Raw genomic sequence first — 24,936 nt, forward strand, 5'->3', positions numbered from 1 at the left:
TTGTATTTGCACCAGCACTGCCGAGGCGATCAAAATATGCGCCGTACTGCGGCCCACTGATTTATTGGATACAAGCGGAAACCTATGCTGTCAGCTCTGAAGAACTCTTATGAATTCCTGGTAACCAAACGGCCACTGGCTGTACTGGTGGTTATCGGCCTACTCACCCTGCTGGCAGCGATGGGTCTGCCCCGCTTCAAAATCGATGCTTCGGCGGACTCCCTCACCCTGGAAGCAGACAAATCGCTGGATTATTTCCGCGAGATCGCCGAGCGCTATGCCAGCGGTGATTTCCTAGTGGTGACCTACCGTTACAAAGATGGCGACCTGTTTAGCGATAAGTCCCTGGAGGCGCTGGGCAGGCTGCGTGATGAGTTGGCCGGAGTAGATGGCGTTTCCAGTGTGCAGTCCATTCTGGATGTACCGCTGTTGTACAGCCCAAAACTGTCTCTAACTGATATAACCGATGAGATTCGCACCCTGTCCCAGTCCGACACCGATCGGGACCTGGCTCGTCAGGAGTTTCTCTCCAGCCCTATCTATCGAGAATTGATTCTGAGTCCAGACGGCCAGACCACGGCACTGCTCGCCAACCTGACGCTGGACAGCCGCGGTATTGAACTGGTGCGCGAGCGCGATGCCTTGCGCCGCAAACGCAATAGCGAGGGCCTGAGCCCGGAAGAGGCTGCGCGCCTGGAAGAGGTGAGTGCCGTTTACCTGGAGCACCGCACCGTTCAAGAGCAGGAAGCCCACCAGCGGGTGGATACGGTGCGAGCAATTCTCGCCGGTTACGATGATGACGCTGAGCTTTTCCTCGGCGGTGTCACCATGATCACCGCGGATATGATTTCGTTTATCAAGAGCGATCTGCTGGTGTTCGGGTTGGGCATCCTCGCCTTTATTATCCTTACCCTGTTGCTGATCTTCCGTCAGCCCCGTTGGGTGCTGTTACCGCTGCTCACCTGTGTCACCACCGCAGTGATGATTCTTGGCCTGCTCAGTTGGCTCGACTGGCGTATGACCGTAATCTCCGCCAACTTTGTCGCTCTGCTGTTGATTATCACCCTGGCCATCACCATCCACTTAGCGGTGCGCTATCGCGAATATATTGCGCAAAACCCCGACTGGAGCCGTGAGACACTGGTTCTGCAGACAGTGCGGTTTATGGCCAAACCCTGTTTGTACACGGCCCTGACCACTATCGTTGCATTTGTGTCACTGGTGGTGAGCGGCATTCGACCGGTAATCGACTTTGGCTGGATGATGACGATGGGCGTCACCCTGGCCCTGGTGTTGTCCTTCCTGATTATCCCCAGCTTTCTGATGATCCTGCCTAAGCGCCAGGGCAAAGTGAGTGAGGATAATTCTCATGCCTTCACCCTGCGCTTCTCCAGCTTTGCCGAGCGCCATAAGTTCGTGGTGCTGGGGGTCTCCCTGATTGCTGCGGTAGTCAGTGTGGTGGGCATGTCTCAGCTCAAAGTGGAAAACCGCTTTATCGATTATTTCGATGACTCCACCGAAATTTATCAGGGGATGCTGGTGATTGACCGCCGCCTGGGCGGCACTGTAACCCTGGATATCATCCTCGATAAACCCGAAGAAGAGGCGGTGGCCTTCGAGGGCGAGGAAGATCCCTTTGCCGTGGAAGCGGAAGAAGATCCGTTTGCGCTAGAGGAGGATCCCTTCGCCGCTTCCGAAGAAGACCCCTTCGGCAGTGAGGAAGCGGCCCCGCAGCAGAGTTACTGGTTTACCGTAGCCGGTCTCGCCACGCTGGAGCAGTTGCACGACTACCTGGAAGAGCAACCCGAGATTGGCAAGGTGCAGTCCCTGGCTACCCTGTACAAGGTGGCGCGGGATCTAAAAGGCGGCCAGCTGAATGATTTCGAACTAGCAGTGGCCAATACCAGCCTGCCGCCGGAAATTCGCGATGTATTGGTCGATCCCTATCTCTCCGCAGAGCACAACCAGGCCCGCATCACCCTGAGGGTGATGGAGACAGATCCAAATCTGCGCCGTGGTGAATTGATCGAGCGCATTTACGATTACGCGCATAACGAGATGGGCATAGCACCGGAAAACATCCACCAAACAGGACTGCTAGTGCTTTATAACAATATGCTGCAGAGCCTGTTTAAGTCCCAGATCCTGACCTTGGGTGCGGTGTTTGTGGGCATCCTGCTGATGTTCCTGGTGTTGTTCCGTTCTCTGTCGATTGCCATCATTGCGCTGGTGCCAAATATGTTGGCGGCTTGTGTGGTGCTTGGTGGTATGGGCCTCGCTGGTATTCCACTGGATATGATGACGATCACTATCGCCGCGATTACCGTGGGAATTGGTGTGGACCACGCGATTCACTATCTGTACCGCTTCCGCGCCGAGTTTGCCAAAGACGGCGATTACTTGGCTACCATGCATCGCAGCCACGCCACAATCGGTCGTGCCATGTTCTACACGGCCATCACGATTATTGCCGGCTTTTCAATTTTGGCGCTGTCCAAGTTTGTGCCTTCTATTTACTTTGGTCTCTTGACCGCCTTGGCGATGTCCGCGGCACTGCTGGGCTCATTGACGTTACTGCCACTGCTGCTGGTGATGGTTAAGCCACTGGGAGCCGGTTCTGTAGATAGTGGTGAGATAGACATTCCAGAGGGTGCGGCCAAGGCCTGAGGGGACACTCTACAAAACTAACAATAAAAAGCCGGGCAACAGCCCGGCTTTTTATTGGCAGATTATCCCGCTGGGAATCAGTCCTGACGGCCGGTGATTTCCAGCAGGTGGTAGCCAAACCGGGTTTTATCGGGTCGAGCACCTTGTGCAGTTCCTCAGAGAAAATGACCTTGTTGAGCTCGCCCATATCGCCGCCGCAATGAACAGTAGAATTACTTAATCTTCTCCTTGCCCCTCTGTAAACTGATCGCAATGCTCATCAGTTCATCATCGCTTGAAATAGGTATTTCATCGCTGGGTGCGAAAGAGTATGGCTCTTGAGCATATCTTGGAATGATTTGCACATGCATGTGATCTTCCGACTGTCCAGCTGCCATGCCGGAATTACAGAAGGTATGAATGCCGTCAGGTTCCAGTGTTTCCCTTAGTAAATGTATTCCAGTTAGCGTCAAATCACTAATGTCGGATAACTCTTGCGGATTACAATCCGTGAGATGGTGAGTGTGCGTAAAAGGCATTACCAGCAGTGCTCCTCTGCTGCGTTGTCGCGGATTAATTGCCAGACAGGCATGCTTTCTGACCTGTATCAGCGGGATATTGGAGTGCATTAGAGTGCATAATGGACAGGGCCTTCGAACCCGAAATGTGTAAGGCACAATAAACTCAACGCAGATTGTTGTAAGTTAGAGTAACCAAATAATCGATCCATGATTTCTCTGCTGAGCCTCTTTGCGAGCCAGACTGACAGCTAAAGATACCGAGGAGCTATTCTGAAATCTAAAAAAAAGTATAGAAATTATCTTGAGTGATGAAGGGCTTCTCTCAGCCGTGTTGCCTCTTCTTCACGTTGTGCCTGTGTCCATTTTGGGCACAAATGAATATCTTTATAGCGATATTTTCTCCCTTCCTTACGATCATTTCTCGGCACAATTTCCCAGACCAAGTGCTGATAAGATCGGCCTGTGATATCACCCCAGTCACACCATACATTTGTGCCGTCAGGGTCATAAGCTCTTTCCACCGCTAGCGTGGCTTCGCGGACACAGAGAAATAATCCGTGAAACTCCTTTTTGCTCAGAGAGGTAAAGTCAGTGTGATAAATATAGGGGATAATTACCACATTGCCTGGAATTCTGGGTCGCTCTGGTACCATCGCTATGGCACAGTCATTCTTGAAAACAGTAAACAGCGATTTTTCCTCTGAACTGTTAAGGCAATATCCACAGGGACAGTCTGATTGTTTAGAGGGTAGATTAGACAAGGGTGATACGAGCCTCTTTCCTTTGTTCTGCTACAACATAGGCTTCCGCTCCTATTGGCAGGGTGAGCATGGGATCTGTGTGGCCAAAACTTAGGTTGGCAATAATCGGAAAATCATAATCCTCACAGGCTTCAAGTACGATGTCCTTTAAGGTTAGCTCCGCAACTTCTATACATCGGGGGGAGCGGCCGATTAGCATGGCTCTAACATGGGAGAGCACACCAGATTGGCGAAGGTGAGTTAAAGCCCGTCGGACTCGTTCGAGGCGAGCCTCTTCAGCATGTGCTTCCCAAAAAAAAATACTATCCATTGGAACCTTTAAGTATGGAGTTCCAATCAGCATGTTGAGAGTTTCAATGTTCCCACCAAATAATATGCCACTCCCACTACCTGCTCGATAAACAATCCGCTGACTACCTTCTGTCTTCAAGTGTCGCTGACGGGGATTCTTTCCCCAGTCTGCAAATTCCTGAGTCCACGCCCTTGGATCACCTAATTCTGTAAGGTCGGTTTCATTGGATATAACGGCTTGCAGGTTGTGAACTGTGAAAGGGAATGGATCAGGGTATTCACCAAACTGCGGTAAAACTGCTGGGCCAAAGTAGGTGATCCAGCCACCCATTGCGTAGATGCCCAGGAGTAGGGCGGAGGCGTCACTATTGCCAACAACCACTTTAGGGTGACGGCGAACGACCTCTGCATCCAGGTGCTCTAATATCTCTGCTGAATTAAAACCACCGATTGCACAAATGATCGCTGTAACAGAATCGTCCAGTAATAAATCCTCTAGGACTTGTGCGCGTTGTGCTGCACTCCCGGCGGTAAATCCCGTTGAGTAAGTGACTTGTGTGGGTAGTACAACCTCGACATTCAGCGCGGCACCTAGGGACTTAATACCTTGCTGCAAGCGGACTGGGTATTTACTTGCCGCATTGGAAGACGGTGAGAAAACAGCGATTGCCTTTCCAGGTGTGAGGCGAGGGCGAAACGCAATAGTCATATTATCAACACAAGTGACGGTATGGGTTGGGTGCTGCAGATCTTAGTTTGGCCAGTCAAGGGATAATCCTTGCTGCCGTAAAATGTCGATAATTTTTTTGTACTGCGGGTTCTTAATAAGTAAGTGATTCTGTCTGGCTCCTTTAAGTGCGCGTAAGAAAATTTGATGAAGAGTCAATTGGCTGGACTGAAGATCTTCTTCCGTAAGCCTTGTGGGGTGCGACTGGTGAAGTTGCTCCACCCAACTAGTGGGTAATCGCTCTTCCAATCTCCTATCGCCTTGTAAATTGGTACCCGTGGCCATTTGGATTAATGGAACAATTGCGTGTTTACGTGTGAAAGCGAGGGAGTCACAAGCGGCTAAATATTCACCACGTTTGATTTTCGTATGAGTAAACCAAAGCCACCCGCAGTAGCGTCGCAATATATATTCCACAGATAATGGGGTGTTGTAATTTTTTTTGCTGAGTTGGACCGGTATATCCTTGCGCAAAAAAATTTGTGGTGCTGGAATGGAATAATGAGGCCCAACGCAAGTCTCAAAACTCACATCGAGCTTTACTACCCAGTTGCTATCTGTTGAGTAGAACACAAGTAGGTTGGGTAGTCCTGCGTGTTCTGCGGTAAAGGATACTGAAATTGAAAAATGTCTGTTAAGCGATTGCTCGAAGTGAATCTTGGCCATATCGCGTGCAAGATTAGAGGAGAATATAAATGTAAAGTCTAGATCGCTAAAAACATCGGCCTCACAGGAAACAATACTTCCACCAATAGATACCGTTAACGGCCGCTCCTGTTCCTCAATCCATGAATTTACAAATAAAAACATAGGACGTAAGTGCTTCGGGATTTTTTGGGTATTTTTTTCCGAAGTAAAGTTGTCGCTGTGATCTAGGGTTTTACCAATTGGAGATTGGCCATCCAGTGAATTCATGGTGTCAATTCGAATCCGTTTCGACGGGGTAAGATCTGAAGATCACGAATATCGTCATGATTGAGGACCCACAGAAGAAACCGTTCCACGCCCATACCAAATCCAGCCGTTCGCTTTGGGCATTGTTGCTTCATATTTGTATACCATTCATAAAGCTCTGGATTTATGCCGTGGGCCTGCATGGCTTCGAGTGTGGCCAAGTGATCGATATGTCGTTCACCGCAACCTATTACCTCTCCACAGCCGAATAGGAGATCAGCGTTTAGCGCTTTGTGTCCATCTTTATCTAGCGCCTGATAAAAAGGAACAACACCGTGATCCCATTTGGTAACCCAGACAAAAGGCCCAATGGTTTTAATCAGCTCCCTCTCGCCCCCTCGAGTTAAATGTCGCCCGTATTTGGTTGACTCTATCAAACCAGGCTTTTCGCGAAGTAGATCGGCGGCTTTGTCGAATGTAATCTCTTTGAATTCCAACTTGCCTGAGGCCAATTCCTCTAGGTGATTTAAGCCGCCGGCGGCATTTAGAACAGGTTCTGCCTGTTCAGCGAGGATAGCGTTACAGAGTGAGCGGATATAGCTTTCGGCTAGGGCCATGGCATCGTGCAGTCCGCCGTTTATTTCTACTTCGCTGTGCATAAATTGACATAAATGCGTGGTATCCCAGTCCTCCCCGCGGAAAGAGGGCATCAAGTAATAAACCCCCTGAGGCTTCATTCGGCAGCACAACTCCAGGTGGAACTGCATAGAGTCGGCCAAATAAGTTTCATGGCCGTCCATTTGAATGCGAACAGGCATTGAATCGCTGCCCAACCCATTTGGGCTCGAGATACTTCCCGTGGTCACTGGCAGGTGAACGGTTCCAATGCCCCGTTTTTTCCAGAATGCTGCGGTTTCTCGGGTGATGATGTCTTGCAGATCTACCAATAGGTTAAACCAGGGGTTATCTGTCAGCTTTAAATATCTGGCTGGGTCCGCTAACGCTGGTGGTTGCCAGCTATTTATACGGTTGTCGGTGTCCAATTTCCCGGCTCCATAAAGAAAAATATTTTGCGACACGATATTGAGTTTGCTGTGTTGGTTGTGTGTTGCCGCGGTGTGCCAAGTTTAGTGAATATTTCTGTTACATTTTTTGTAAAAGATCGCGCTGCTGAGTAGACAGTTTTTCCTTTTCATCAAGGGGAAAATTATAGTCTTGCTGTATGAGTTGCGGGCATTAGAATGCGGGATTTTCACTTTGTAGTGCGAAAGGCTATGGAGTAAGTTTTGATTGCCGATGGGCGCTTAACTCTCTAATGAGTCAAAAAATGATGACCCCCTTGAAAGGGAAGACGGAGTATTGCGATGAGTAAAGGGGGCCTGCAGTTTGAGTCGGAAGTATTCTTGTCAGGTTGCAATACTATTGTCGGCTGCTTATTTTTTTAGTGCTTTGGGCTGAAGAAATACTCGGCGTTTTAAAGCTATTTTCAAGTTCATCTATTGGCAGTATTTTGATATTGAGTCTGCAGGCACGGTTGTATCCTCTTTTACTTATAGGTATGTCAAAAAAATCATTATTTCTAATGGAAAGCCAGGTATCAATTCTAATCGTCGATCTCGAATGTACCTGTAATGATGCACCTGCTATAGCGCGTGAAGAGATGGAGATTATCGAGCTGGGCGCCATTGTTGCTAAATTGTCAGGAGACTCATTTCTCATCTTGGATGAAAGGCAGTTTTACGTCAGTCCTTCGATTCACAGCAAGTTAACCTCATTTTGTACTGACTTAACTGGGATTCTTCAGGGCGAAGTTGATCGTGCGCCGCCCTTGGCAGAGGTATTGAAATTGTTTAGTGATTGGCTTTCTCTCTATGATTTATCTGCATGGGGAAGCTGGGGTGCATTCGATGCTGAGCAAATACAAATGGAGACGGGTGCCAAGGTGTTGTCTAATCCTTTGGAGTATTTGCCTCATATAAACATCAAAGAGCTATTCTCTCGGAAAAGGGGGCAGAGCGTCGGCCTCGGCAGGGCTCTTCAGCTGGAGGGGCTTGAATTTAAAGGTAGGCAGCATTCAGGCTTAGATGATAGTCGAAATATCGCTCAGCTCTTGGGGTGCGATGCCATGCTTAGGGAAAGCGTTTTACGCAAGATATAAACGCTGGTCTCGATTCTATAAACTCCTATTGTGGGCAACCTCCAATTGCGGGAATGATGCAATCAGGTGCTAGTAATACCCGGTACTCTTCTGGTACGGCAAAGTAGTTTGCAGGCACCGGCGGGCAGAAATATAAAAAAATCCGGAGTCCTTGGAGGGATTCCGGATTTTTTGCCAACCAGTCAGCAATAATCACTGAGCTAACCGGCGCTTGATGGTTTTGGGCTAATTGCGCTTTAGCAATTAATCCTGGCGGCTGGTGATTTCCAGCAGATGGTAGCCAAACTGGGTTTTCACTGGACCGTGTACCTTGTGCAGTTCCTCAGAGAAAACGACCTTGTCGAATTCCGGTACCATCATACCCTTGCTGAACTCGCCCAGGTCACCGCCGGAACGGCCGGAAGGGCACTGGGAGAATTGCTCGGCGATTTTGCCAAAATCGGCGCCATTCTCAATCTGGTCTTTCAATTCCAGGCACTTGTCTTCAGTCTGAACCAAGATATGGCGGGCTGTTGCTTTGGGCATGAATAGTCTCCATTCGTTGATAAACCGCTGCAGCTTAATGGCTGCAAGCCGCTCTTGCCACCGACAATTGTCGGGATACGGGTGAATTTAGGTCTCAGTTTGCCGGATTGGCGTTAAAACGTCTCATCAGTCATCTCGGTGAGCCTATTGGCAATGGTATCTTTAGTGTTCAAACACAGCCGACGAGAGAGCGTTTTGCAACAGATTCCCCTTTTTCCCCTGAGTGTGCCTCTATATCCAGGGGTTGCCCTGCCACTACGTATCTTTGAGCAGCGCTATCTACATCTGGTCAGCGAATCCCTAAAAAGTGAGAGCGGTTTTGGTGTGGTGTTGATTCGCTCTGGCGGGGAGGTGGGTAATGCCTCTGTTTGGCCCCTGGGGGTCTACGTGCATATTGTCGATTGGAGTCAGGGTGAGGAGGGGCTGCTGCATGTGCAGGTGGTGGGACGGCGGCGTTTCCGCATAAATCATACCGAGCGCGCTGAGGACGGTCTTTTGCTCGGCGATGTGGAGTGGTTGCCAGACAGCACACCCCGGCCGATACCTGCCGATTGCGATGGCCTGTTGGTAGTGCTGGAGGAGTTAAAGGAGCGCGCTAAGGACCTCTCGCTCAAGTTTGATAATGTCGATTCCGCCGATGCGCTGTCCTGGCAGCTGGCCCAGCTGTTACCTCTTGAAGATAAAGCCAGGGTGGATCTGCTGGGTTTGGAAGATCCGCTAGCGCGTCTCGCCAATATCGCCGAGAACCTGGATCGTTGGAGCCGGGAGTGACCCGACTGTAACAATCCTCCTGCAGCTCCATATTTATGCCGTTTAAACCCCCGGCCGCTGGGGTATACTGCGCGGCCGACCGGATTTCGCACGGAGAGCCAAGTGACCACGACTGCTACCACTGATCAGCAATCCACCCGCGACAAGCTCGAACAAATGGGCCGAGCTGCCCGCGAGGCCTCTCGCGTGATGGCACGCGCCGATACCGAGGCCAAGAATCGTGCTCTCAAGGCTATAGCCGCTGAGCTTGAGGCCCAGCGCCTTCAGTTAGCCGAGGCCAATGCGGCTGATATGCAGGCCGGACGCGAGCGCGGTCTGGATGCGGCGCTGCTCGATCGACTGGAACTCAATGATGAGCGTATCGACGGTATGATCGAAGGCCTGCTGCAGGTGGCCGATCTGCCGGACCCTGTAGGGGAAATTGAGGATTTATGCTATCGCCCCAGCGGAATTCAGGTGGGCAAAATGCGCGTCCCCCTCGGTGTCGTGGGCATTATTTATGAGTCCCGCCCCAATGTGACTATCGATGCGGCCAGTCTCTGCTTGAAATCCGGCAACGCGACCATCTTGCGTGGCGGCAGTGAGGCACTGAACTCCAATCGGGCTATCGCTGCCTGCATCCGTGCGGGTTTACTTGAGGTGGGCTTGCCGCAAACCGCGGTACAAGTGGTGGATACCAGCGATCGCGCTGCGGTGGGCGCCCTAATCACCATGCCCGACTATGTGGATGTGATTGTGCCGCGTGGTGGCACCGGTTTGATCGAAAGGGTCAGCCGCGAGGCCAGTGTACCGGTGATCAAACACTTGCACGGCGTTTGCCACGTTTATATCGATGATCTTGCTGACGAGCAGAAGGCCTTTGAAATTGCCTTGAATGCCAAGACTCACCGCTATGGCGTTTGCAACGCTATGGAAACGCTATTGGTCGCTGAGGCCATTGCCGAGAGAATGCTGCCGCGCCTGGCCGAGGCTTATACGCTGAAGGGCGTCGAATTGCGTGGATGTGAGCGCACTCGCGAGATACTGCCGCAGATCAACGCCGCCAGTGATGGCGACTGGAGTGAGGAATACCTGGCGCCAATTCTTGCTGTCCGTGTTGTGGCGGATATGGATGGCGCCATGGACCATATCGCCCGCTATGGCTCAGGCCATACCGAGGCCATTGTGACCCAGGACTACAGCCGTAGCCGTCGCTTTCTCGCCGAAGTGGATGCCAGTTCGGTGATCGTCAATGCCTCCACGCGCTTTGCCGACGGGTTTGAATACGGCCTGGGGGCGGAAATTGGTATCAGTACTGATAAAATCCACGCCCGCGGACCGGTGGGGCTTGAGGGGCTCACTTCGCAGAAGTGGATCGTGTTCGGTGACGGGCATATCCGCCGATAATATCCGGGTTCGGCAGCCAACAAAGAGGTAATTTTGGCAACTAAGCGGCAGACCATTGCTTTATTTGGCGGCACTTTCGATCCGGTGCACTTTGGCCATCTACGCATGGCGTTGGAGCTGCGCCAGGCTCTGGATTTCGATGAAATGCGTCTGCTACCCAGCCACCAGCCCCGTCACCGACAGAGCCCAGGTGTTTCCTCGCGTCAGCGCAGTGAAATGCTGGCATTGGCGCTGGCGGGTTGCGATGAATTACAGCTGGATGAGCAGGAACTGCAGCGTGGCGGTGATACCTATACGGTGGATACTCTCGAAGCACTGCGTAAGGAATTGGGGCCGCAAGTGTCCATCAGTTTCTGTATGGGCACCGATTCCCTGTTGACCCTGCATCGCTGGCATCGCTGGCATCGGCTGCTGGAGTTAGCTCACTTGGTCGTGGTGACTAGACCCGGCTGGCATTTGCCGGAAGTGGGTGAGCCTGGTGGTAATGCTGAACTGGCGAAAATACTACAGCAGCATTCCGGCACTGTGGCCGATTTACACAAGCACGCTTACGGCCGCCTGGTTTTGCGCGAGCAAACCCTGTTGCCAATTTCCGCCACACAGATTCGCAAGCTGCTGGGTAGCGGCCAATCGCCGCGCTTTTTGCTGCCAGCAGCTGTGTTGCAATATATTGAAGACCATCAACTCTATACAGAATCGGTCACCAATGGTGACCAGTAATGAATCAAGGTGTTATGACAAATATTAAAGATATCGCGCTGAACGCTCTGGAAGATCTCAAGGGCAAAGACATTGTTGCTTTGGATGTTTCTGAATTCTCCGATGTGATGGACAACCTGGTGATCTGCACCGGTACCTCCAGTCGTCAGGTGAAGTCGCTGGCAGACAATGTGGTCGATGAACTCAAGAAAGAGGGCGTGCGCCCGATCGGTGTTGAGGGCAAAGAACAGGGCGAATGGGTACTGGTGGATTACGGCGACCTGGTGGTGCACGTAATGCTGGCAGACGTACGGAATTTCTACGACCTGGAAAAACTCTGGTCTATGACACCGAATACCCGCGACGAGGCGGATGGCAGCGATCCCCACCAGGGCTGATTAGGGTGAAGGTACGCATCCTCGCAGCCGGAGGCAAAATGCCCAATTGGGTACAAGAGGGTTATGCCGAATACGCCAAGCGCCTGCCCCGTGAAATTGCCCTGGAAATGGTGGAGATCCCTCTGGGGCAGCGGGGCCAGAAAAGCTCTGCGGCGCTGATTGAAAAGGCGCGCAAGAAAGAGGGCGAGGCAATGCTCGCCGCCCTTGGTCCGCGCGATCACGTGGTGGCACTGGATGTTAAAGGTAAGCCCTGGAGCACAGAGCAACTTTCCGATCAGCTGCGCGACTGGCAGCTGTTGGGGGAAAATGTCAGCCTGTTGATTGGTGGCCCGGATGGGCTCTCTCCAGACTGCTTGAGCAGGGCACAGCAGCGCTGGTCCCTGTCGGCTTTGACCCTGCCGCATCCTCTGGTGCGTGTAGTTTTGGCTGAGCAAATCTATCGCGCCTGGACACTGCTTGCCGGCCATCCCTATCACAAATAGGACATTTGCGACCAAGTGCGGAGAGATTTGCCAACTGGGATTCTCTCTCCGCGCGCTCGCTGTGGTAATGTAGTCCGAATTAGTCTTTTCCCGCGCCAGTCATAATCGTTTAAAAAACGCCAATGCCCCACGATCATCACCTCAAGGACCCGCACACGGAACAGCGACTGTTTCGCAACCGTATGTTGGTGGCCATTGTAGGGGTGATTGCACTGCTGGGAGTTTTGATTGCGCGTTTTTATAACTTGCAGGTGGTTAATTACGACGACTACCGCACCCAGTCCGATGAGAACCGTATCCAGGTGCGTCCTGTCGCCCCGACTCGCGGACTGATTTACGATCGCAACGGAATTCTGCTGGCCGATAACCGTGCCAGTTACAACCTCTCCATCGTGCGCGAACGGGTGAAGGACCTGGACGCGACCCTCGAATTGATTGGTCACCTGATCCGCCTCGACGACAGCGACGTGGCCAAATTTCGCAAGCGCCTGGGACGCCGCCGTCCGTTTGAGCCGATACCTCTGAGATTTCGCCTGAGTGAAGAGGAAATCGCGCGTATCAGTGTCAACCAGTTCCGTATGCCCGGGGTCTCCGTAGAAGCCGAGTCGGTGCGCTACTACGCCTTGGGGGATCTGTTTGCCCACAGTGTCGGTTATGTGGGGCGTATTAGTGATCGCGACCTGAGCAATTTCACCAAAGAGGACGTGCGCCTCTACCGCGGTACCCGCAGTATCGGCAAGGTGGGGCTGGAACGCTCCTATGAGAAAACCCTGCTCGGTGAAGTGGGTTATGAAAATGTGGAGATCAATGCACGCGGGCGGGTGTTGCGGGTGCTGGAACGCCAGGACCCCAAGCCTGGCTCGAACCTGAGCCTGCATCTGGATGCCCATTTGCAGCAGGTGGCCTCCGATGCCCTGGGCGACCAACGCGGTGCGGTTGTCGCTATCGATGTGAATACCGGGGGCGTATTGGCCTTCGTGAGTAAACCCTCCTTCGATCCCAACCTGTTTGTGACCGGGATCAGTTTTGCCAATTATCGCGCCCTCAGCGACTCCCTCGATGTGCCCCTTTTTAACCGTGCCGTGCAGGGCCAATACCCGCCGGGTTCGACTCTGAAGCCGTTGATGGGATTAGGGGGGCTCGAGGCTGGACTGATCACCCGAGATACCAAAATTAAGGATCCGGGATTCTACAAGCTACCCAATGATCCGCGTCTGTACCGCGACCATGTGCGCTGGGGGCATGGAGAAAAAGTGGATTTGATTCAGGCTATGGCGCAGAGCTGCGACGTCTATTTCTGGGATATGGCCCACCGCTGGCATATCGATGGCATGCACGATATGGCTACCCACTTTGGTTTGGGTTCCAAGACGGGTATTGATCTGCCTATGGAGCGTGCGGGCCTGTTCCCCTCAAGGGACTGGAAGCGCGGTGCGCGAGGTATGCCCTGGTTTCCTGGTGATAGCCTGAATGCGGTACTGGGGCAGGGCTTTGTATTGGCGACACCTCTGCAGCTGGCGGTGATGACTGCCACCATCGCCAACCGCGGCACTCACTATCGCCCACAGATGGTGAAAAGCATCAACGGTGTGGAACAACCCGCGGAAATTTTACATAACCTGGAGGCGCGCCCGGAGAATTGGGACCTGGTCTTTGAGGGAATGGAAGCGGTGGTAAACCACAGTAATGGTACCGGTAAACGTGCCGGCAAAGGGCTGAATTTCCGTGTTGCCGGTAAGTCCGGTACCGCCCAGGTGGTGGGCATTGCCCAGGGGGAGCGCTACGACTCAGAAGCTCTGGCAGAGCGTCATCGGGATCACGCTTTATTTGTCGCTTTTGCGCCTGTGGATGAGCCTCGAATCGCAGTGGCCGTTCTGGTGGAAAACGGCGAGGGCGGCGGCAAAGTGGCGGCGCCGGTGGCTCGTGAAGTATTTGCCGAGTGGGTGCCGCGCCCGGACACCCAGCAGAAGACGGCACAGGAAACCAGGTTGTTTGAGGGGGCGGATAATGGCTAGCCGAGATTTTTCCCACCGGCTGTCCGATGCCCACGGTAGCCTTCGAAAACCGGTGAGCCTGGCGCGGCGGCTGCATATGGATGTGCCGCTACTGGTGCTGTTGCTGGTTCTGGCCGCAGTGGGGCTAGGGGTGCTCTACAGTGCCTCTGGCGGCGATATGACTTACGTGCGACGCCAGTCTATTTTTATGTGTCTGGCTTTTACCGGCATGTTTATTGTTGCGCAAATCCCACTGGATTTTTACCGGCGCTGGTCTCCCTGGGCTTACCTAGGGGGGTGTGCCCTATTGGTGGGAGTGTTGCTCTTTGGTACCGGCGCCAAGGGCGCTCAGCGCTGGCTGGAGATTGCCGGCTTTCGCTTCCAGCCCTCGGAGGTGATGAAATTGGGGGTGCCGATGATGGTGGCGGCTTTCCTGCATCAGCGTGCCCAACCCCCATCTCTTGTGACTGTTATAGGGGCCCTGGCCATTGTGGCGATTCCGGCCGCTTTGATTGTGCGCCAGCCAGATCTGGGGACTTCTATCCTGATTGCTGCCTCTGGCCTGTTTGCGCTTTATTTGGCCGGGTTGAGTTGGAAAATGATTGGAGCAGCGGCCATGGGCTTGGTGGTTTCCGCCTGGCCAATCTGGCAGTGGGGGCTCAGGGACTACCAGCGCCAGCGTATCCTGACGTTGCTGAATCCCAACGACGATCGCTTCGGGGCCGGTTGGAATATTTTTAATTCCAAAGCCGCTATCGGTTCCGGGGGGATCTATGGCAAAGGCTATCTGCAGGGCACGCAGTCGCAGCTGGATTTCCTGCCGGAGAGTCATACCGACTTCATTATCGCGGTGCTGGCGGAAGAGTGGGGAATGCGCGGTGTTTTACTGCTGCTTTTACTCTATGTGCTGGTGATTGCCCGCGGTATCTATATTAGCTTTATGGCGCAACATCTGTTTGGGCGCCTGCTGGCGGGGAGTATAACCCTCACTTTTTTTGTCTATGTGTTTGTAAACATTGGTATGGTTACGGGATTGTTGCCAGTGGTAGGGGTACCCTTGCCAGTAATCAGTTACGGTGGCACCTCACTGATTACCTTGATGGCGGGATTCGGTATTCTCATGGCCGTAGGGACCGAGCGACGCAGGGTGCATTTTTAGTGGACATGCGGCGTAAATAAAAAACTGGATGTAGAGACGCGAGATGAAGATAGGAGCGGTGGTTTTGAAGTGGACCTCGGGACTTTTGATTGGAATGGGGCTGGTACTGGCAGCCTGTGCGCAGGAGCCCGGCCATGGCGATAATGCCGATGCGCAAAAGTTCGTGGAATATATGGTGCAAGAGCATCAATTTGACCGCAAAGAGATGCAGGAATTGATGCGTAATGCCAAACGCAAGGACTCCATCCTCAAGGCGATCAAGCGTCCCGCGGAAAAGGCCAAGCCCTGGTATGAATATAAAAAGCTTTTCCTGACACCGCAGAGCATTGCCGGTGGTGTGGATTTCTGGGATAAGAATGCTGAAGCGCTGGCGGAGGCCGAGAAAAAATACGGCGTGCCAGCTGAGATGATCGTTGCGATCATCGGCATTGAAACCCGCTACGGTGGCAACATGGGGGGCTACAGGGTATTAGATGCGCTCTCCACCCTGGCTTTCAATTATCCTCGTCGCTCTGAATTCTTCACCAAGGAACTGGAAAATTACCTCCTTCTGACTCGCGAGCAGGGTATGGATCCCCTCGCACTGAAGGGCTCCTATGCGGGCGCCATGGGTTTTGGTCAGTTTATGCCCTCAAGCTATCGCGCCTATGCGGTGGATTTCAGTGAAGACGGCAAGGTGGATATCTGGACCAACACCACCGATGCGATCGGCAGTGTCGCCAACTACCTGGCAAGGCACGGCTGGAAACCTGGCGAACCAACCACGGTGTTGGCCAACCCGCGCCCCAATGCGGATATGACCATTGTCAACGATACCCTGCAGCCCGAGTGGACTGTGGGTGAATTAGCGGAAAAGGGCTTTAACGCGACCAGTCAGGTTGCGCCGGAAATGCCCGCGATCGTTTTCTCCCTGCAGACAGAGCAGGGCAAACAGTATTGGCTGGGGCTCAATAACTTCTCGACCATTACCACTTACAATCGCAGTCGCCTCTACGCCATGGCAGTGAATGAGTTGGCCCAGGAAATCGTCAAGGCACGTGGCGGAAAAAGCTAATTAATACACGAATAATCCCCGAGAAAATTTGCCAGAATTGGGGAACTAATGGCGGTAGTCGTAATCGAAATTTTTCTGTTTCACTGAGCAGTCATAGATAACAGCGGCTGGGAGACGGTAGCCTAGAGCTGCCGCGCGCCGGGGGGATTATGTTTCAGCGCAATATACGGCGAGTCTTTTTACTCGCCGCTTTGTTTTTGGTCGCTTGTGGCGGCCCGCAAATCAAGCCAGCCAAACAGGGCGAACGAGACTTCGACAAGGTCAAAGATAGCGGCCCGGCTAAACCGGTGAATATGCTTGCCACACCGGAACCCACACCAGTGCGTGAGCCAATTGGGCCTGCCGGGAATAAAACTCCCTACAAGGTCAACGGTGTTACCTATCACGTGCGTAATGCGGTCAAAGGCTATAAAGAACGTGGCAAGGCTTCCTGGTACGGCACCAAGTTTCATGGTCGGCGCACTGCCAATGGCGAAATATATAATATGTATGCCATGTCCGCGGCCCACAAAACTCTACCTTTACCCAGTTACGCCAAGGTGACCAACCTGGATAATGGGCGCAGTATTATTGTGCGTATCAATGACCGCGGCCCCTTTGTCCACGGTCGAATTATTGACTTGAGCTATACCGCCGCTCAGAAGTTGGGCTATGTGAATAAGGGCGTTGCCCGTGTCGAAGTGGAGGCGCTGGACCCCAACACTCTGCCGCCCGTCACTGAAACTCTTTTGGCCGGCGATGTCAGCGGTGGTCTGCCGCAGGACACGAGTATCCGACTGCCGGAAAATACTTTCCTGCAGGTGGGGGCGTACAGTAACCCAGCCCAAGCTGAGAAAGTTCGAGCTCACTTGGCGGCAGCAATTGACTATCCTGTTTTTGTCAGTCCGGTTGAGCGCAGTGGCAAGCAGTTTTACCGGGTGCGTATAGGGCCGATTTCCCAGCAGCGAGCCCTGGCCAATGCGCGGGAAGCGGTGCAAGGGAATCAACTGGGAGACCCCCAGATAGTGTACGAATAAGGTCTTGCTCGGAAAAATGAGCGGTCTGAGCGGTGAATATTCACGCTTGTAGAGATGTACTGCTGCCATGCATAGTCAGCTGTAATTTTTAGAGCTGTACTATTTATGCAGGTTATTGAAAGTTATGCAGGTTATTGAAAGGCCTTATGCAACCAGTCTTAAATTGTAGATGTGGTGCAGGGCCTTTACCCGGCGGTAAGTGACCACTACTGGATTCGACGGTCACAAGAATGGCCGTTCACAAAATACTGCGCACTGGCGCGAATTTTCTTGTATTTTGTATGTATTACTGGCTCGCGGCATTTGGTGACAAACCTATACCGTGAATTAATCGCTTAAAATAAGTAATGGGTTAACAGCCAGCCAACGAACACGAGGATTAATGAGACTCTCACCTATGATCACACGGATTATCGCCTGCTCTTTTTTGTTGCTTTGTGCGGGCCTGGCCCAGGCGCAATCACTCATTCCGGCTCCGCCTCAGCTGGCAGCCACCTCATACCTGCTTGTGGATGCCAATACCGGCCAGGTGTTGGTAGAACACGAGGCTGATAAAGAGGTTCCACCCGCCAGTCTGACCAAAATGATGACGGCCTATATTGTCTCGGAAGAGATGATCAAAGGCAGTATCAAAGAAGACGACAAGGTGCGTATCTCTGAGAAAGCCTGGCGCAAGGGCGGCTCGAAGATGTTCGTTAAGGTTGGCGACCAGGTTCCGGTAATGGACCTGATGCGCGGCGTGATTATCCAGTCCGGCAACGACGCCAGTATCGCCCTCGCTGAGCATGTCTCTGGTAGTGAAGAAGTTTTCGCCGAGGTGATGAACCAGCAGGCTGAGCTTCTGGGTATGGAAAATACGAACTTCGTCAATGCCACCGGTTGGCCGGCAGAAGGGCATATGACTACTGCCCGCGATTTGAGTATTTTGGCGCGTGCGCTGATCACCAACCACCCCGAGCACTACGATATCTACTCTGAGAAGTATTTCAGCTACTCCGGTATCAACCAGCCCAACCGCAATCGTCTTCTGTGGCGTGATTCCGCCGTGGATGGTATCAAAACTGGCCATACCGAAGAGGCCGGCTACTGCCTGGTGGCCTCTGCAATGAAACGTGGCATGCGCCTGATTGCCATTGTGGTGGGCACCGATAGCGATGAAAAGCGCGCCTCAGAAACCCAGAAGTTGCTGGCCTACGGCTTCCGCTACTACCAGACTCACAAGGTATATGGTCAGGGTGAAGTTCTGCAGAGCGAGCGTGTCTGGGGCGGTAAAGAGCCCAGCGTCGGCATCGCGGTTGAGAAGGATATCTTTGTCACTATCCCCCGCGGTGGTGAAGAGGGTATCAAGGCGGATCTGATCGTAGACGGTGAGCTGGAAGCTCCGGTCGAGAAAGGCCAGCCAGTTGGTAAGGTCGTTGTGACTCTCGATGGCGAGACGGTTGCCGATGTGAAAGCAGTCGCTGCGGAAGAGGTTGATCGCGCCGGTTTCTTTAAGCGTATGTGGGACTCCATCAAGCGCTTTGTCATGGGCTTTTTCAATTAAATTTGCTCAATTGACTGGCTAGGGGTGGCAAGATTGCCTCCCTGGCCGGCTCGCCCGCATCTCTGACCAGTTCCTCCGCCATTCCCTGTCCACTGCTCTGCGCTCGCTGTATAATCGCCGCCCGGCTGCACCTAAGCTTTTCTCTATGTCTATAGGCCGGTCCCGGAGAGTGGTATGAGTCAAGATCCCAATCAGAATCCCCCGAAGATAGAATTCCCTTGCGAAGACTATATGGTCAAAGTAGTGCGTGACGCTAATGAAGAAGCGCACCAGTTCGTGCTGGAAGTCATGCGCCGCCATGCCCCAGGCCTGGATGAAGAGCGCATAACCCTGCGTGATAGCAGCACGGGGAAGTTTACTTCTATGACTTTCTTTATCCTCGCTACCGGTGAGGATCAGCTCAAAGCCCTCTTTGAAGAGCTGAAAGTTCATCCCGCGGTACATATGGTGCTTTGATGGCCATTGTTCGCAACCTTGGCCGGCGGGATTACGAGACTGTCTGGCGCGCCATGTCTCGATACACCGACCTTCGCGATGAAAACAGCGCGGATGAAATTTGGTGTGTGGAGCATCAACCGGTATTTACCCAGGGGCAGGCCGGCAAGGCGGAGCACCTGTTGAATACCGGCGATATTCCGGTGGTACAGGTAGACCGCGGTGGCCAGGTGACCTATCACGGCCCCGGTCAGCTGGTTGTCTACCCACTGTTGGATTTGCGCCGCGCCAAAATTGGCGTACGCGATTTGGTGACTGCCCTGGAAAAGGCCACCGTAGCGATGCTGGCCACCTTTGGGATTGCGGCCGCCCCCCGCGCCGATGCACCAGGGGTTTATCTGCTAGAAGGGCCGCGCAGTGGCAACAAAATTGCCTCCATAGGGCTGCGTGTACGCCGTGGCTGTAGTTTCCATGGTATTGCCATCAATATCGATATGGACCTGGCCCCCTTCCTTCGAATCAACCCCTGTGGTTATGCCGGCATGCAAATGGTGCAAATGGCCGAGCTGTTGCCGCAGGTCCCTACCTGGAAACAGGTAGCTGAGAATTTTGTGCGTGAGTTACTGTGCACTTTGGAGCTGCCCCCAGCGGAGTGGCAGCCGTTAGAAGAAAACGTATTGGCGCAACTGAGCGCGGAACAGCAGGAATTGAGTAATGGCTGATAAACCCGATCTGGTGCCGGTAAAGCGCACCCGCCGCCTCCAGCAGGGGGAAAAACTGCGTGATGGCGATAAAGTAGAGCGTATTCCGGTCAAGGTCATTGCCAGTGATACCGTGCTGCGTAAACCAGATTGGATCCGGGTAAAAGTGCCGGCCTCTAAAGAGGTGGATCGTATCAAGAGTATTCTGCGCTCTCAAAAGCTCTCGACGGTATGTGAAGAAGCCAGTTGTCCGAACTTGGGCGAGTGCTTTAGTGGCGGTACCGCCACCTTTATGATCATGGGGGAAATCTGCACCCGCCGCTGCCCCTTCTGCGATGTTGGCCACGGTAAGCCCAATCCTCTGGATCCGGAAGAGCCCAAGAATCTGGCGGAGGCCATTGCCGCGATGAGTCTGCGCTACGTTGTCATTACCTCGGTAGATCGGGATGACCTGCGCGATGGCGGTGCTCAGCATTTTGCCGAGTGTATTCGCGAAGCACGGGATCTATCCCCGAACTTACAAGTGGAAATCCTCACCCCGGATTTCCGCGGACGAATGGACATCGCTCTGGATATCCTTGAAAAGCAGGCACCGGATGTATTCAACCATAATTTGGAAACTGTGCCACGCTTGTACCGCGAGTCCCGCCCAGGTGCTAATTACAAGTGGTCCTTAAAGCTGTTGCAGGAATACAAAAAACGCCGCCCGGATGTACTGACCAAGTCTGGTTTGATGGTGGGCTTGGGTGAGGAGAAGGAAGAAATTTTCCAGGTAATGGACGATATGCGCGAGCACGATATTGATATGCTCACCATCGGCCAGTATCTACAGCCGAGTAAGGAACATTTGCCTGTGCAGCGCTATGTTCACCCCGATGAGTTTGATGAATACCGCCGCTACGCCGAGCAAATCGGCTTTAAGCACGCCGCTTGCGGCCCGCTGGTGCGTTCCTCTTACCATGCGGATAAGCAGGCTCACGGAGAGAAGGTGAGTTAAAGTTGAATTAAGGGGGACCGCAGTGCGCTTCCCCTTTTTAATAATTTTATATATCTAATTTAGTTTCCCCTCACTTTTATCTTTTCAATTCCGCCGTATACATTTTTTCAATATATTGAAGGCTTCGGCAGTTACTTCCAGCTCAAAAAAATTTTTTTGATTGTTGTGGAATTATTCACTCACGATACCCTATTTATTTTCAGTGGAAAAAGGTAAAGATCCGCAGTGCTGGTGATGCGTGTTGGAGGCATTCGCCCATCTTTTTAAGCAGTATCCCTATCTCAAGCAACCATGAAGGTTAATTGGTTTCCCGCATTTTTTACTATTTTTTAAGTATAAATCTTTAGGTTCAGTTAAAGGCTGAGAAGAGGCTTTCCCCTAATCGGGAGCGGTACACTGGGTTTGCGGATAGAGGTTTGGTGAAATGTTTAGGCAGTATTGAGGAAATTTTTTTATTTAGAGCGAGTGTATATGGATAAAACACTTCACTTTTTAGGGGAGAGGTAGATAGCAGAACCCTAAGCTCACTCTTATTTTGCGTATACCTTTAAATCAAGGATTTGTAGATACTTTTTTTCCTAATCTTTTAAAAAGGCGGACCAATATAACCTTCTCAGCGATTAGACTATATAGTCTACACTCTTGTGTGGGTGGTATACCTTACTTTGGTGTCTGGGAATTGCACTGGAGGGACATATTCAGTAACTTTAGGCCAAATAATTACGATAAGCCGGGATTGGCCCTCATTTCTGTAGCAGCTCTCACTCAAAGAAAGGGGCTGGTCAGAGCGTACTAAAGCGCACTAAAAAGGTGATTCATTTTTGCGGTCTAATGAGCCGGTTATCTGGAATTAAGCTGTTGCGAGTACCTGAGTACAGGTTCCTGTAGTGCTGGTCAGTATCAAACCACTATAAACACAATAATGAGAGAGAAAGCGATGACCCCGGAAGAGCGATACGAGAAGGTTAAGGGCCTGCAGCCTTTAGAGCTTCTCTATAAGAGAGAGGCCGAAGAGCCAGAAACGGTATTCCTTCGACAGATGCAGCGTCGTCAGTGGCAGGACTATACTTGGCGTGAAGTAATGGATAGGGCCAGGCGTATCGCCGGCTACCTGCGCAGCCGTTTCGAACCCGGTGATCGTATTGCTATTCACGGTAAGAACTGTGCCGACTGGATTATTGTCGATGTGGGTATCATGCTCGCCGGTATGGTCAGCGTGCCTTTGTATCCGGGGCAATCCGCCTCCTCTATGTCTTATGTTTTGCAGCACTCCGAATCGAAATTGCTATTTTGTGGGGCGACCGATAACAACGCCGCCCTACAGGAGGTTGCGGACACCCTACCTTCTGTGGCAATACAGCGCTGTGAAATACATTGTAATGAAGAACTCGAAGCTGTTATTGCTTCTAATGAGCGTTATGAAGAGAGTCCTGTTTTTGCTGAGGATGACCTCTTCACTATCATGTACACCTCTGGCACTACCGGTAACCCCAAGGGTGTGATGCACACCTGGTCATCCGTGGTGTTTGTTGTGCCTAATATGATCCGCGGTTATGGCTTCAATGAGAGCGACCGTGTGCTCTCCTATTTACCCTTGGCCCATGCCGCCGAGCGAATTCTGGTGGAATTCCACTGCCTCTACTCGGGTACGCCAGTCCACTTTCCCGAATCCTTGGATACCTTCCTGGAAGACTTGCAGCGTACCAAGCCGACTATGTTCTTCTCGGTTCCCAGGCTGTGGACCAAGTTTAAGGAGGGAATTGATGAGAAGATTCCGCCTGCGTTGCAAAATGTATTGCTGCGCATCCCTGGCTTGAATAGCTGGTTGAAAAATAAGGTGCGTGCCGGGCTCGGATTGGATCAAGCGCGAATGCTGGTAAGTGGGGCCTCGCCAATTTCTATCGAGTTGCTGCGCTGGTATGAGCGCATGGGTATGCAGATAGCCGATGGCTACGGGATGACAGAGAACTTTATCTATGGCTGCTTTGTTATGCCAGGTGAGGATCCGGTACCGGGCACTGTAGGCAAGCCATATCACGGTTGCGAGGTAAAAATTTCTGATGAGGGTGAAATTCTTTTCAAGAGTGGCTCTCTGATGAAAGGCTACTATTTAGAGCCGGAGAAAACCGCTGAAGCTATTCGTGATGGTTATTACCACACAGGGGATTCAGGTTTCATCGATGAGAAGGGGCTGCTTCATATTACCGGTCGCATCTCAGAAACCTTTAAAACCAGTAAAGGCAAGTTTATCCAGCCCAGCTTGTTGGAGGGACATTTTGGTAATGAAACCCTTCTGGCACAACTTTGTGTGTTGGGGCATGGTATGGATCAACCGGTGATGTTGGCAACCCTGTCAGAGTCTGCGGAAAAGCTGCCGAGAGCTGACGTCAATGAACAGCTTCGGCGTGTGCTCGAATCAGTGAATGAACGCCTGCCACACCATGAGCGCATTCGTGCAATCTTTATCTGTAAAGAGGAATGGACCCCTCTCAATGAGTTCCTGACTCCGACACTTAAAATTAAGCGAAAAGTGCTGGAATCCTATTATCAGCCGTTGTTTAAGCAACATGCTGATACCCAGGGGGTGGTTTGGGAATCTCGAGATGCTTTAACTCCACAAAAAACTCAGCCAGATTTGCAGGCGGTGGATTGAGGTGGCCTAATTTCTAAGGCTAAAAAGCCCGATAGCAAGTTGTTATCGGGCTTTTTTATTAGGGCTTACTATTTAAAGTAGTCAGCTCAGTGGGTGTAGCTCAGGCAATTTGTTGAGTTGCCATTGCGTCCGACCTCTATGCGATCTGCGGAGCACTCGAAGTCATCATTAAACTTGCAGTCTTCCATCTTGCAGGCGCCAACACCGGCGGTGCGGGAACTACGGGTGTGTCTGGAATTAGTGAAGAAAGTGTCACAATCCGGGTCCGCGCCTTCACCAATAGTAATAGCTCTGGCATGGCAGGCGTCGTTGGCATTGTATGCGCATTGAGTTGCGGCACATCTGCTCACTTCAGGCATATCTGTCGCGATAATCATGGCTGTCTTCTCCTGGTTAGTAAGTTGGAGACTAGTTCAGCCCCATCCTCTGTCAATGAGAAACCATAGATTTCATAAGGTATTTAGCATTGGTATAAATCAATGTGGTGGCGAAAAATTCTTGTCCTTACTGCTGTTAGTCTGGTGGGAGGATCAAATTACCTTTGAAACTATAAACAACATTTTTTATAGATTTTGCGAATTACTGATAGTTCAGGCCTCCCAGGCCATCAATAGCAACTCCATGGTTTCGCCAGGCAAAGTAATTCTTCCCTCGGCTTTTAAGCCTATTTTTTCCAGAAGTTTTACAGAGGCGGTATTATCGGGGCGCGCTATAGCGACGATGCGTTTCAGTGCCAGTTGGCCGCGGGCATAATCCATAATCGCTCGGGCGGCTTCCTGTGCATAACCCCTTCCCCGATACTCCGGCAGAAAAGCAAAGCCAATATCCACATCTTCGAGTCCATCCCGTTTGATCAGTCCACAGGTGCCAACTCCGGTGCCGTCTGGAAGTGAGACTTTATAGAGGCCGAATTGATGCTCTTGATACATCGCCATAGGGCCACTTTGGATATATTGGCGTGCTTGCTTCAGGTTGCGGACTCTTCGATCGCCGATATTTCGTAAAAAATCGGCATCATTTAGAAGTTGAAGGATTAATTCAGCATCGGATTCACGGAGCTCACGCAGTATTAAATTAGGCGTGTTGAGTTGGAACATGAATTTGGCCATTCAGGGAAATCTGAAG

24 protein-coding genes are annotated in these 24,936 nt (G+C 51.9%); 16 read left to right on the forward strand and 8 right to left on the reverse strand.

Annotation, left to right across the window (positions count from 1 at the left end; genetic code table 11):
* Positions 1-84 precede the first annotated feature (84 nt).
* Positions 85-2,667: an efflux RND transporter permease subunit gene (locus tag ACXAFI_RS03125; RefSeq protein WP_475107644.1), complete on the forward strand. Its 2,583-nt coding sequence runs from the start codon at positions 85-87 to the stop codon at positions 2,665-2,667.
* Between the two features lie 212 nt (positions 2,668-2,879).
* Here ACXAFI_RS03125 and ACXAFI_RS03130 read toward each other — a convergent pair whose 3' ends face one another.
* The 5 genes from ACXAFI_RS03130 to ACXAFI_RS03150 all read right to left on the reverse strand — a co-directional run bounded on the left by ACXAFI_RS03130 (position 2,880) and on the right by ACXAFI_RS03150 (position 6,883).
* A complete protein-coding gene (locus tag ACXAFI_RS03130; protein ID WP_475107645.1) occupies positions 2,880-3,275 on the reverse strand; it encodes an HIT family protein in 396 nt (131 codons plus the stop codon).
* A gap of 188 nt (positions 3,276-3,463) precedes the next feature.
* A complete protein-coding gene (locus ACXAFI_RS03135) occupies positions 3,464-3,928 on the reverse strand; it encodes an HIT family protein (RefSeq protein ID WP_475107646.1) in 465 nt (154 codons plus the stop codon).
* The gene (locus ACXAFI_RS03140; protein WP_475107647.1) at positions 3,921-4,928 is read right to left on the reverse strand and encodes a S66 family peptidase; all 1,008 of its coding nucleotides are present in this window, start codon (positions 4,926-4,928) and stop codon (positions 3,921-3,923) included. Before ACXAFI_RS03140 ends, ACXAFI_RS03135 begins: the two co-directional genes overlap by 8 nt.
* 42 nt (positions 4,929-4,970) lie before the next feature.
* Positions 4,971-5,861 carry a hypothetical protein gene (locus tag ACXAFI_RS03145; protein WP_475107648.1) on the reverse strand — a complete coding sequence of 297 codons (891 nt, stop codon included), beginning with the start codon at positions 5,859-5,861 and terminating at the stop codon, positions 4,971-4,973.
* A complete protein-coding gene (locus ACXAFI_RS03150; RefSeq protein WP_475107649.1) occupies positions 5,858-6,883 on the reverse strand; it encodes an amino acid--tRNA ligase-related protein in 1,026 nt (341 codons plus the stop codon). The genes ACXAFI_RS03145 and ACXAFI_RS03150 overlap by 4 nt, the downstream gene beginning before the upstream one ends.
* A 368-nt stretch (positions 6,884-7,251) precedes the next feature.
* On the opposite strand from ACXAFI_RS03150, the gene ACXAFI_RS03155 reads away from it, so the two are divergent.
* Positions 7,252-7,998 (forward strand): 3'-5' exonuclease, encoded by a 747-nt coding sequence (locus ACXAFI_RS03155; RefSeq protein ID WP_475107650.1) that lies wholly within the window; start codon positions 7,252-7,254, stop codon positions 7,996-7,998.
* Positions 7,999-8,241: 243 nt separating this feature from the next.
* On the opposite strand, the gene ACXAFI_RS03160 is transcribed toward ACXAFI_RS03155, so the two are convergent.
* The gene (locus ACXAFI_RS03160) at positions 8,242-8,523 is read right to left on the reverse strand and encodes a peptidylprolyl isomerase (RefSeq protein WP_152454689.1); all 282 of its coding nucleotides are present in this window, start codon (positions 8,521-8,523) and stop codon (positions 8,242-8,244) included.
* A 195-nt stretch (positions 8,524-8,718) separates the two neighbouring features.
* Between ACXAFI_RS03160 and ACXAFI_RS03165 the strand changes: the two genes are divergently transcribed.
* From ACXAFI_RS03165 to ACXAFI_RS03230, 14 genes are all read left to right on the forward strand, one after another.
* Positions 8,719-9,294: an LON peptidase substrate-binding domain-containing protein gene (locus tag ACXAFI_RS03165; RefSeq protein WP_475107651.1), complete on the forward strand. Its 576-nt coding sequence runs from the start codon at positions 8,719-8,721 to the stop codon at positions 9,292-9,294.
* A 102-nt stretch (positions 9,295-9,396) separates the two neighbouring features.
* Entirely contained in the window at positions 9,397-10,680 is a 1,284-nt protein-coding gene (locus ACXAFI_RS03170) for a glutamate-5-semialdehyde dehydrogenase (protein ID WP_475107652.1), read from the forward strand.
* A 33-nt stretch (positions 10,681-10,713) separates the two neighbouring features.
* Complete coding sequence (gene nadD / locus ACXAFI_RS03175; protein ID WP_475107653.1) at positions 10,714-11,400, forward strand: nicotinate-nucleotide adenylyltransferase; 687 nt, start codon at positions 10,714-10,716, stop codon at positions 11,398-11,400.
* Positions 11,400-11,777, forward strand: coding sequence for a ribosome silencing factor (rsfS, locus tag ACXAFI_RS03180; protein WP_172975429.1), 378 nt, complete (start codon positions 11,400-11,402; stop codon positions 11,775-11,777). The genes nadD and rsfS overlap by 1 nt, the downstream gene beginning before the upstream one ends.
* A gap of 5 nt (positions 11,778-11,782) precedes the next feature.
* Positions 11,783-12,259 (forward strand): 23S rRNA (pseudouridine(1915)-N(3))-methyltransferase RlmH, encoded by a 477-nt coding sequence (rlmH, locus tag ACXAFI_RS03185; protein WP_475107654.1) that lies wholly within the window; start codon positions 11,783-11,785, stop codon positions 12,257-12,259.
* Positions 12,260-12,381: 122 nt separating this feature from the next.
* The gene (gene mrdA, locus ACXAFI_RS03190; RefSeq protein WP_444919873.1) at positions 12,382-14,274 is read left to right on the forward strand and encodes a penicillin-binding protein 2; all 1,893 of its coding nucleotides are present in this window, start codon (positions 12,382-12,384) and stop codon (positions 14,272-14,274) included.
* Positions 14,267-15,412 (forward strand): rod shape-determining protein RodA, encoded by a 1,146-nt coding sequence (rodA, locus tag ACXAFI_RS03195; RefSeq protein WP_475107655.1) that lies wholly within the window; start codon positions 14,267-14,269, stop codon positions 15,410-15,412. Before mrdA ends, rodA begins: the two co-directional genes overlap by 8 nt.
* A 43-nt stretch (positions 15,413-15,455) precedes the next feature.
* On the forward strand, positions 15,456-16,466 hold the full coding sequence (gene mltB, locus ACXAFI_RS03200) for a lytic murein transglycosylase B (protein WP_444919871.1): 1,011 nt from the start codon (positions 15,456-15,458) through the stop codon (positions 16,464-16,466).
* A gap of 149 nt (positions 16,467-16,615) precedes the next feature.
* The gene (locus tag ACXAFI_RS03205) at positions 16,616-17,482 is read left to right on the forward strand and encodes a septal ring lytic transglycosylase RlpA family protein (RefSeq protein ID WP_475107656.1); all 867 of its coding nucleotides are present in this window, start codon (positions 16,616-16,618) and stop codon (positions 17,480-17,482) included.
* A 397-nt stretch (positions 17,483-17,879) separates the two neighbouring features.
* Entirely contained in the window at positions 17,880-19,025 is a 1,146-nt protein-coding gene (locus ACXAFI_RS03210; RefSeq protein ID WP_444922632.1) for a D-alanyl-D-alanine carboxypeptidase family protein, read from the forward strand.
* A 174-nt stretch (positions 19,026-19,199) separates the two neighbouring features.
* A complete protein-coding gene (locus ACXAFI_RS03215; protein WP_152454680.1) occupies positions 19,200-19,481 on the forward strand; it encodes an HP0495 family protein in 282 nt (93 codons plus the stop codon).
* Positions 19,481-20,182 carry a lipoyl(octanoyl) transferase LipB gene (lipB, locus tag ACXAFI_RS03220; RefSeq protein WP_152454679.1) on the forward strand — a complete coding sequence of 234 codons (702 nt, stop codon included), beginning with the start codon at positions 19,481-19,483 and terminating at the stop codon, positions 20,180-20,182. The genes ACXAFI_RS03215 and lipB overlap by 1 nt, the downstream gene beginning before the upstream one ends.
* Complete coding sequence (gene lipA / locus ACXAFI_RS03225; protein ID WP_152454678.1) at positions 20,175-21,158, forward strand: lipoyl synthase; 984 nt, start codon at positions 20,175-20,177, stop codon at positions 21,156-21,158. Before lipB ends, lipA begins: the two co-directional genes overlap by 8 nt.
* Positions 21,159-22,095: 937 nt before the next feature.
* On the forward strand, positions 22,096-23,811 hold the full coding sequence (locus tag ACXAFI_RS03230) for an AMP-binding protein (protein ID WP_475107657.1): 1,716 nt from the start codon (positions 22,096-22,098) through the stop codon (positions 23,809-23,811).
* An 86-nt stretch (positions 23,812-23,897) separates the two neighbouring features.
* On the opposite strand, the gene ACXAFI_RS03235 is transcribed toward ACXAFI_RS03230, so the two are convergent.
* Positions 23,898-24,188 carry a DUF1540 domain-containing protein gene (locus ACXAFI_RS03235; RefSeq protein ID WP_152454676.1) on the reverse strand — a complete coding sequence of 97 codons (291 nt, stop codon included), beginning with the start codon at positions 24,186-24,188 and terminating at the stop codon, positions 23,898-23,900.
* A 213-nt stretch (positions 24,189-24,401) separates the two neighbouring features.
* A complete protein-coding gene (locus ACXAFI_RS03240) occupies positions 24,402-24,920 on the reverse strand; it encodes a GNAT family N-acetyltransferase (protein ID WP_475107658.1) in 519 nt (172 codons plus the stop codon).
* Between the last annotated feature and the right edge of the window lie 16 nt (positions 24,921-24,936).

It is taken from the genome of Microbulbifer sp. ABH2_005 (assembly GCF_056160005.1).

Bases quoted from the DNA above. Each gene is read 5' to 3' on its own strand.
- ACXAFI_RS03125 (WP_475107644.1), top strand. From the start codon at position 85: ATGCTGTCAGCTCTGAAGAACTCTTATGAATTCCTGGTAACCAAACGG.
- ACXAFI_RS03130 (WP_475107645.1), bottom strand. From the start codon at position 3,275: ATGCACTCCAATATCCCGCTGATACAGGTCAGAAAGCATGCCTGTCTG.
- ACXAFI_RS03140 (WP_475107647.1), bottom strand. From the start codon at position 4,928: ATGACTATTGCGTTTCGCCCTCGCCTCACACCTGGAAAGGCAATCGCT.
- ACXAFI_RS03145 (WP_475107648.1), bottom strand. From the start codon at position 5,861: ATGAATTCACTGGATGGCCAATCTCCAATTGGTAAAACCCTAGATCAC.
- ACXAFI_RS03160 (WP_152454689.1), bottom strand. From the start codon at position 8,523: ATGCCCAAAGCAACAGCCCGCCATATCTTGGTTCAGACTGAAGACAAG.
- rsfS (WP_172975429.1), top strand. From the start codon at position 11,400: ATGAATCAAGGTGTTATGACAAATATTAAAGATATCGCGCTGAACGCT.
- mrdA (WP_444919873.1), top strand. From the start codon at position 12,382: ATGCCCCACGATCATCACCTCAAGGACCCGCACACGGAACAGCGACTG.
- rodA (WP_475107655.1), top strand. From the start codon at position 14,267: ATGGCTAGCCGAGATTTTTCCCACCGGCTGTCCGATGCCCACGGTAGC.
- mltB (WP_444919871.1), top strand. From the start codon at position 15,456: ATGAAGATAGGAGCGGTGGTTTTGAAGTGGACCTCGGGACTTTTGATT.
- ACXAFI_RS03205 (WP_475107656.1), top strand. From the start codon at position 16,616: ATGTTTCAGCGCAATATACGGCGAGTCTTTTTACTCGCCGCTTTGTTT.
- ACXAFI_RS03210 (WP_444922632.1), top strand. From the start codon at position 17,880: ATGATCACACGGATTATCGCCTGCTCTTTTTTGTTGCTTTGTGCGGGC.
- ACXAFI_RS03215 (WP_152454680.1), top strand. From the start codon at position 19,200: ATGAGTCAAGATCCCAATCAGAATCCCCCGAAGATAGAATTCCCTTGC.
- lipB (WP_152454679.1), top strand. From the start codon at position 19,481: ATGGCCATTGTTCGCAACCTTGGCCGGCGGGATTACGAGACTGTCTGG.
- lipA (WP_152454678.1), top strand. From the start codon at position 20,175: ATGGCTGATAAACCCGATCTGGTGCCGGTAAAGCGCACCCGCCGCCTC.
- ACXAFI_RS03230 (WP_475107657.1), top strand. From the start codon at position 22,096: ATGACCCCGGAAGAGCGATACGAGAAGGTTAAGGGCCTGCAGCCTTTA.
- ACXAFI_RS03235 (WP_152454676.1), bottom strand. From the start codon at position 24,188: ATGATTATCGCGACAGATATGCCTGAAGTGAGCAGATGTGCCGCAACT.
- ACXAFI_RS03240 (WP_475107658.1), bottom strand. From the start codon at position 24,920: ATGGCCAAATTCATGTTCCAACTCAACACGCCTAATTTAATACTGCGT.